Source organism: Candidatus Binatia bacterium, assembly GCA_035631035.1.
Taxonomy (GTDB): Bacteria; Eisenbacteria; RBG-16-71-46; order SZUA-252; family SZUA-252; genus DASQJL01.
Genome location: DASQJL010000102.1, coordinates 1 through 7,472, shown reverse-complemented (window position 1 = coordinate 7,472; position 7,472 = coordinate 1). Strand labels below are relative to the sequence as shown.

General features: G+C 68.3%; 6 protein-coding genes. 2 read left to right on the top strand and 4 right to left on the bottom strand.

Features of this window, described 5'->3' with window-relative positions:
* Nucleotides 1-199 precede the first annotated feature (199 nt).
* The gene (locus VE326_10860; GenBank protein HYJ33708.1) at nucleotides 200-1,036 is read right to left on the bottom strand and encodes a hypothetical protein; all 837 of its coding nucleotides are present in this window, start codon (nucleotides 1,034-1,036) and stop codon (nucleotides 200-202) included.
* A 59-nt stretch (nucleotides 1,037-1,095) separates the two neighbouring features.
* Between VE326_10860 and VE326_10855 the strand changes: the two genes are divergently transcribed.
* Entirely contained in the window at nucleotides 1,096-1,962 is an 867-nt protein-coding gene (locus VE326_10855; protein HYJ33707.1) for an alpha/beta hydrolase, read from the top strand.
* A 34-nt stretch (nucleotides 1,963-1,996) separates the two neighbouring features.
* Here VE326_10855 and VE326_10850 read toward each other — a convergent pair whose 3' ends face one another.
* Nucleotides 1,997-3,208: an NAD(P)/FAD-dependent oxidoreductase gene (locus tag VE326_10850; GenBank protein ID HYJ33706.1), complete on the bottom strand. Its 1,212-nt coding sequence runs from the start codon at nucleotides 3,206-3,208 to the stop codon at nucleotides 1,997-1,999.
* Nucleotides 3,209-3,388: 180 nt separating this feature from the next.
* Between VE326_10850 and VE326_10845 the strand changes: the two genes are divergently transcribed.
* On the top strand, nucleotides 3,389-3,871 hold the full coding sequence (locus VE326_10845) for an SgcJ/EcaC family oxidoreductase (GenBank protein HYJ33705.1): 483 nt from the start codon (nucleotides 3,389-3,391) through the stop codon (nucleotides 3,869-3,871).
* A gap of 462 nt (nucleotides 3,872-4,333) precedes the next feature.
* Here VE326_10845 and VE326_10840 read toward each other — a convergent pair whose 3' ends face one another.
* Both VE326_10840 and VE326_10835 read right to left on the bottom strand, forming a co-directional pair.
* Nucleotides 4,334-5,272 (bottom strand): SH3 domain-containing protein, encoded by a 939-nt coding sequence (locus tag VE326_10840; protein ID HYJ33704.1) that lies wholly within the window; start codon nucleotides 5,270-5,272, stop codon nucleotides 4,334-4,336.
* Nucleotides 5,273-5,445: 173 nt separating this feature from the next.
* A partial coding sequence (locus tag VE326_10835; protein HYJ33703.1) for a protein kinase occupies nucleotides 5,446-7,472 on the bottom strand: 2,027 nt, incomplete at its 5' end.

The following is a 7,472-nucleotide window of genomic DNA, read 5'->3' as shown; positions in this document are numbered from 1 at the left end:
AGCGCCATGAGAAAGGCTTTCCAGCCGGCGTCGATGCCCTGGACCAGTCCGCCGGGGGTGAATGCCACCACGGGCAGGAACCACGACGCGAGATAGGCGACGGAAGCGGCGACCAGGGAGGCCGTCACCGCGGGACGGGTCATTCGCGCTCCGGAGTCAGCATTCGAGCTCCGGAGTCAGCATTTGAGCTCGTCGCCGGTCATTCGAACTCCTCTCTGGACCTGACCCCGAACTCCTTCCGAACGCCGTCCATCGCGATCTTCATCGCCTGGGACATCTCCAGACTGTCCACCTCGAGGATCAGGCTCAACCTGGCCGAAGACGTGCCGCCGGTTTCGGCCGCGTGGATGGCCTCGGCCACGCTGGAGCGGATCCGGTCGGGGAAGGCGTCGAGCTGCTCGCGGCACCGCTCCGCGCTCGATTCGATCGAGTGCCGGATCGGGGCGAAGTACTCGCGCGTCTTCATGGAGCGGACGTGCCGGATGATCGCGACCAGCATCGCGTAGCACTGTGCGAGGCCGCGAGCGACGTCGAGCAGCGCGACGACGTCGCCCGGCTGCCCGGGAGGGCCGATGGCCCCGGGGAGCCCCTCATTGATCGCGGACTCGACCCGCTTCGAGAAGGACGAGAGCGCATCCAGCATGGCCGCGATCTCGGCGAGCGTGCTCCGGGGGTCCTCGCTCGCGCCCAGCGGGCGCTGGATGGCATTGTTCGCGGCCAAAGGCGTCGCCGGGTCCGTCGCCGCGTAATACCCGTTCACCTTGGCGAAGCAATCGCGCAGCGCCTCCGCGAAGAGCAGGTGCTCCCACGCCCTCGGCTTCTGGCGAAGAAGCTCCTGCACGGCGTGGCCGCAGTCTTCGATCGACTCGGGGAGGCCGGGGACGTTCGATTCGATGGCGCGCCGGACGGCGTGGCCCTGGGCTTCGGCTTCCTCGGCTGAGATCGGAAGTGTCGCTGGCCGCCGGATGGGGCCGCGCTTCCGGAGCAGGAACACGGCCAGCAGCGCCACGGCGATGATGAACAGGACCGGAAACATGAATCCCCCTTATCGGAGACTCTAGCATCGGTCCGCCCTGGGATAGTAGGGTCGCCCGCATGGCTGATGACGACTTTCACAACGCCGACTTCGCTCGTGACGCCGCCCACTTCCATGACGCCGACCTCGTCATCTTCGAGGCCCGCGGCGCCGCGCCCCTGCCACCCTCCGATCAGGAGGGCTTCGTCCATCACGAGGGCGCTCGCATCTGGCATGCGAGCTACGGCCTTGGCCCGCCGGTCGTGCTCCTGCACGGCGGCTTGGGCCACAGCGGCAACTGGGGCCATCAGATTCCGGCACTGGTGGAGCGCGGCTATCGCGCGGTCGTGATCGACACCCGGGGGCACGGCAGGAGCACCCGCGACGCGAGGGCGTACACCTACGAGCTGCTGGCTTCCGACGTCGTCGCGGTGCTGGACGCGCTCGGGGTCGCGCGGGCTTCCCTGGTCGGATGGAGCGACGGCGCGTGCACCGCCATGGTCCTGGCCTCGCACGCGCCGGAGCGGGCCGCGGGGGTGTTCTTCTTCGGCTGCAACATGGACCCGAGCGGGTCACGGGACGTGGAATTCACGGACGTGCTCAAGCGGTGCTTCAGCCGGCACGTGAAGGACTATAAGGCGCTTTCGGCCACGCCGGACGACTTCGAATCCTTCTCCGAGGCGGTCGGCCTGATGCAGCGGACCGAGCCGAACTACTCCGCGAACGATCTGGCGCGGATCGGCGTGCCGGTCGCGATCGTCCAGAGCGAGGGCGACGAGTTCATCAAGCGCGAGCATGCCGAGTACCTGGCGCGCAGCATCCCCGGCGCGGAGCTGGTCGTCCTGATGGGCGTGACCCACTTCGCGCCGCTCCAGCGGCCGGAGCAGTTCAACGCGGCCATGCTCGGATTCCTGGACCGGATCCGGGCAGCGGAGCCTGCCGGGTAGAGGTTCCCGGAAGCGCCGCCTCCACTACCGTCGCCTAGAGCTGCCTCACGCTCGCCGACCCGAAGATCCTCCCCACGTTCTCCTCCGAGAAGAACTCCGCCGGCGAAAGACACGCGGCGTTCATCCTCGCGAACGCGTCCATATGCTCCTGGTTTCCGGCCACCGCGCCGAAGATCTTCTGCACCTCGGGCGGGGGCGGCTCGCAGGTGGCGAGCTGGCAGGTGAAGTGGAAGATGGGCGTGACCCGCTCGTCGCGCTGGTACTGGTACTTGGCCATCGTCTCGTTGTAGGGCTCGGCGCCGCCCAGCGAGCGGTCCAGGGCCTCGGCAATCTGGTCCGCGCTCAGGAAGGCGTCGGTGATCCCCATCGCCGTGATGAAGTCGCGGTTGTAGCCGGCGTCGCCGGCCAGCGCCCAGCCGGGACCGTACGGCTTCCGGAAGTAGTTCGCGACGTTCGTGCCGTAGAACTTGGTCTCGCGCTTGGCGCCGCGCAGCCGCTCGGCGAACGCCGGGTGCATGCCGATCATCTGCATCCAGTGGCTCTCGGCGTCCTTCTTGTTGGCCTCGAACTCGGTCATGGGCCAGCCGCCGACGACCAGCGTCAGGTCGTCGTTGGTGGGCCAGGCCGCGAAGCCGCGATGGGGAACCGAGTAGGCCTCGAAGCGGCCCTCCATGGGCAGCCCGCTCCAGTAGGAGTAGTAGCCCGCCAGGATGGGTGGACGCTCGTTGTACGCCTCCGGCTTCACGGCCTCGGCGACCTTCGAGAACCGGCCGTCCGCGCCGACGGTGACCCGGGCGCGCTCCTCCACGGGCTTGCCGTTCTTGCCGTGGCCGCGGATTCCGACCACGCGGTCGCCGTCGAACAGGATCTCGTCGATGGAGAACTCCTCGCGCACTTCGGCGCCGGCCTCCGTGGCGGCATCGACGAGGATCTTGTCGAGCACGGTGCGGCGCGGGCCGTAGGACACCGGCATCTCGGGCGTGCCCGGCTTGCCGGAGAGGACGAACGGCCCCATGTCGAACGAGTAGGTGTCGATGGGTGGGCATCCGGTGTCGGTCACGAGATCGAGGATGCCCCACCGGCGCAGGGCGTCGACGCCGGGCGGGTGTACGAGGTGCGTGGACAGGGTGTCGCTGGGGAAGGCCGCCTTGTCGACGACCAGAACCTTGTAGCCCTTCCGGGCGAGAAGCATCGCGGTGGGGGAGCCGGCGCATCGCGCGCCGACGACGATGACGTCATAGCTCATGCGGTCCTCCTTGGGTGCCGTGCTGCGAGGGAGGGAATTCTACCAGCCGTTGGCGGCGCTGGCCATCCGGCCCTATCTTGGCCATGGCGCTTGAGTTGCGGGGTATCGCTCACCTGAGTTATTGACTCGTTCCCCCGACGGGCCTAGCGTGGTCGAGCCTTCCCCGGCAAGGAGGTCCCCATGTCCAAGGTTGCTCTGGTCCTGGTCGGATTCCTGATTCTCGCGGCGGTCGCGATCGCCGCAACTCCACCCCCCGCGAACCCTCAGGCCGAGGTCACGGCTGCCGTCAACGCGTACGTCGATGCGGAGAACCGCGGCGACGTCTACGACATGATGGCCCTGGTCAGCCGCCGCGACGACGTCGTCTCCATCAGCGACGGGCAGATCGAGCGCGGATGGCAGACGATCCGAAACAGCAACGATCAGATCGTCGGGCACGAGGCCGGGCCCAACATGACCCTCGGGCCGGTCGACGTGATGGTTCTGGGTCCGACCGCGGCCGTGGCGGCCGCTCCCTTCACGTTCACGGTCGCCTCGGCGACGGGATCGGTCCGGATCCCGGGTGCCATGACCTTCGTGTTCGAGAAGTCGAGCGGCAGGTGGCTCATGGTGCACGAGCACACCAGCATCACCACCCAGGAGGTTGCGCGCGGGATCGAGTGATCTAGGGGGCGCGGCGTTTCGCCCCTGACGAATGCCAGCGCCGGTGAGGCGCAAGCGAGGCGGAGTCTGCTAAGGAAAGCGGGCCCCGCCTCAGGCGTGTTTGGGGTGCGATTCGCTGATGCCGTTGTACCGGACGTTCGGCGCGGCACGAAGGGCGTGAGGCGAATGCGCCGGCCAGGTTTTTACCGCCGCTAGCGGCGGTGAATCGATGGACAAGTGTCTTCAGGAAGCGACTATTGGCTCACTGTTCCGGAGGCCCAGGAATTCGCGTAAACGGTAGTGCGCGCATTGAAGAATGTTCCGAAGCGAACTGGATCTTTCGTGAAACGGACGGTCGAACTCGTCCCGGGACGAGTTGTCTACGGGATCTCGCCCCGGGGCGAGTTGCGGCGAACTTGCGCCGGCGCAAGTTGGGCCGGGCAGCGTGGTGCCGCCCGGCCCTTCTCATGACGCTGCGGGGCGTTACTTCGCCAGCGCGAACAGCGGGGACGGGACCCAGCCCTCGTTGCCCAGCTCGTCCGAGACCTTCCACCAGATGCCGTCCTTGTCGCCGGAGGGGTAGAGCATCATCCCGGCGTCCAGGTCGCGCACGACCTTCGACTTGTTGTCGGGTTTCTCGTAGAGGTGTCCGGGCTTGGCCATGGTGACCGACTGCTGGACGTTGTTCTGCTTGGCGTCGGGCGTGTCTTCCTTGAGCTGGTTGATGAGCTTCTTGAAGGCGTCCATGTAGGCCATCGCCACCACCTGGCCGATCTCGGTGTTGGCGTAGCTGCTCGCGCCGGCCGCGGCGAACGCGCCGAAGAAGCCGCCGCCGCCCGCGCCGAAGCCCACGTTGGTCTTCTTGGCGTGCCCCTGCACGACCGCGACCTGCTCGGTCGAGCGCACGTCGGTCAGCGTCAGCACCACGTCGGCGGTCTTGCTCTTCAGGCTCAGCCCGCCCGCCACCGCGCCGACGCCGTGGCCCAGCACGCCGCCCACGATCCCCCCGAAGTGCTTGCCGCCCGAGTTGGCGTTCTTGTTCGCGATGTCCGGCACCAGCACGTAATCGGCGGCCTTCATCTGCCCCTTGCCGACGTTCGATCCGACGCGCATCTCGCCGTCCGACGCGAGGGCGCGCTCCTTCTTCGCGGCGGCGAGTCCCTTGCCGCGATCCACCAGCGTGAAGCAGTGGCACTCGGAGGCGTACACCTTGAGCAGCGCGGCCGGGGATTCGAGATTGAGCGCGGTCCACCAGTTGTTCTCGGGCTCGTCCACGGCCATCACTCCGATCTTCTTGTCGCAGGTCGGAAGGTCGGTGGCCTCGAGCTCGTTCTTGTCCTTGGCCAGCGCGGGGCCGGCGGTGGCGAGCGAGGAGGCGAGGAGCAGAGCGCAGATGCGTGCGGATGAGCCGGTGCCGAACATGTTCGGACCCCCCAGGGAACGTGAACGGTGGCGGATGGCGCCCGGCGGCGCCGGGCGGGATATGGACGCCGAGGTTTCGGCGGGATTGGACGGTAATCCTGGGGCGGGCACGGGCCGGAGTCAAGACGCTACGGCACGGCGGCACGCACCGCGCGAGGCTTTCGGCCGACGTGTCACGACGCCTGCCGGAACAGTCCCTCCACAATGTAGAGCTGGCTCAGGCGCTGCATGTACCCATAGATGAAGCCGGTCCCGTCGCCGGAGATCCGGACCCCCGTCAGGCCCTCGACCCCCGTCGGATCCGACGGTGTCAGCTCCCGCATCACCTCGCGTCTCCTGGACGCGAGATCGACGCGAAAGACCTTGCCCGGCAGCTGGCCGCGTCCGAAAACGATCAGGGCGGCGCCATCGGGGCTCCATCGCACCGCCCGATCGGCGGAGGTGATCTCGGGAACGGAGACCGGTGGGGAGCCGTCCAGGGGATAGAGCTTGGTGTGTCGTTCGGGTCCCATCGCCGCGACCATGGAGCCGTCGGGCGCGGCCATGATCTCGTGCCAGGAGAGGCCCTCCTCGCTGAACGCGCGGGCCTCGCCGGTCGAGGGATCCAGCCGGTGCAGACGCAGCCCGCGGCCGGGCTCGTGGGCGTTGATGCAGATCGAGCCGTCGCGCAGCCACTGGCCGGCCATCACGTCGAGGCCGGGCACCGAGAGCACCCGCGTCTCGCCGGCGCCGGTGGGATAGAGCTGCACGGCATCGGGGGTGGTGCCGACCACCGCCATGGCCCAAAGTCCGTCCGGAGAGAGGTCCAGCGCGGAGCCATCCCCCAGCCGGATCGCGGGGCTTCCGTCGGTGTCGCGGATGTAGGTGCTGTGCATCTCACCGCCGGCCACGCCGGACTCTTCCAGGAGCGCGCGGCTCCCGTCTTCAGACAAGGCGCGGGGCAATGTCCAATCCAGCCAGCTCATCTCGGTCGGCGCGGCCTCCCCCACCCGAAGAAATTCGGAGCGCAGCCGCTCGTTTTCATTGATGAAGAGCACCAGTCCCTGGCGGGTCACGTCGAGCACCGTCATGTGACCGGGCACGCGCAGAAGAAGTCGCTCTCGTCCGTCCGGCGTGACGCCCCACAGCGACCGGCCGCCTCCGCTGCGAAAGGCCGTGAACAGGATCTCGCGTCCGTCCGGCGACCACGTGAGGCCGCGGGAGCTGGACCAGTTGGTCGACAGGTGCTTCACCTGGCCCGAGAGGTCCAGCACCGAGGGGCCTCCGGCATCGTTGCCGCGCAGCGGATGATCCAGGAAGGCGATCGTCTTGCCGTCGGGCGCCATACGCATGTTGGTGACCCAGCCCGGCGTGCGGTAGAGAACCTTGCCGATGGGAAACTCGATCTGCTCGAAGCCGCCCTCTTCCCGGAGGACGACCAGCTGACGGCCGTCCGGGCTCCAATCGGCTTCGCGCACGTCGTCGAGGATTTCGCGCGGGCCGCCGCCCACGGGCATGCGGGCGAGCATGCCGGTGTAGACAAAACCTCCGCGCGCCCGGCGGCGCAGGGAGACGGCCATCTCGCCGCTGCGCGAGACCGCAAGAATGTCCGTGCCCGGGTATCCCAGCGACCGCAGCTCGGGATTTCCCGGGTGGGCCTGGAACAGCTCCGCCGGCCGGCCATCCCAGGCCGCGCAGAGATAGACCGAGTGACCCTCGGCCGTGAAGCGGGCCGACATGATCGAGCCCTGGCGATAGGTGATGCGGTGAAACAGGAGATCCGCCGGGCCGGGCTGCGATTCGATGGCGCCGGTCGCATCGATGGGCGCGCCACCACCGGGCTCTGCCGAGGCCGATCCGGTCGAACGCAACGACGCGGCCTCGATCAGCCCCAGGGCGAACGCCAGATCGGACGCGCTCTGGAATCGCGTCTCGACTTCCTTGTCCAGGCATCGCTCCACGAGCGCGGTGATCCCGGGCGTCTGGCGTTCGGTCGAAGCGGAGAGCGGCGCGGGCGTGACGTTCAGGATCGCGCTCATCCGGTCCATCGGGGTCGGCCCGTCGAACGCGCGGCGGCCCGTCAGCATCTCGTAGAGGATCGCGCCCAGGGCGAAGAGGTCCGCGCGATGGTCCACGGTCTGCTGGCGGATCTGCTCGGGGGCCATGTAGCTTGCCGTCCCGAGGATGGCGCCCGTCTCGGTGAGCTGCGGCATGGCGGAGG

Bases quoted from the DNA above. Each gene is read 5' to 3' on its own strand.
- VE326_10860 (HYJ33708.1), bottom strand. From the start codon at position 1,036: ATGTTTCCGGTCCTGTTCATCATCGCCGTGGCGCTGCTGGCCGTGTTC.
- VE326_10855 (HYJ33707.1), top strand. From the start codon at position 1,096: ATGGCTGATGACGACTTTCACAACGCCGACTTCGCTCGTGACGCCGCC.
- VE326_10850 (HYJ33706.1), bottom strand. From the start codon at position 3,208: ATGAGCTATGACGTCATCGTCGTCGGCGCGCGATGCGCCGGCTCCCCC.
- VE326_10845 (HYJ33705.1), top strand. From the start codon at position 3,389: ATGTCCAAGGTTGCTCTGGTCCTGGTCGGATTCCTGATTCTCGCGGCG.
- VE326_10840 (HYJ33704.1), bottom strand. From the start codon at position 5,272: ATGTTCGGCACCGGCTCATCCGCACGCATCTGCGCTCTGCTCCTCGCC.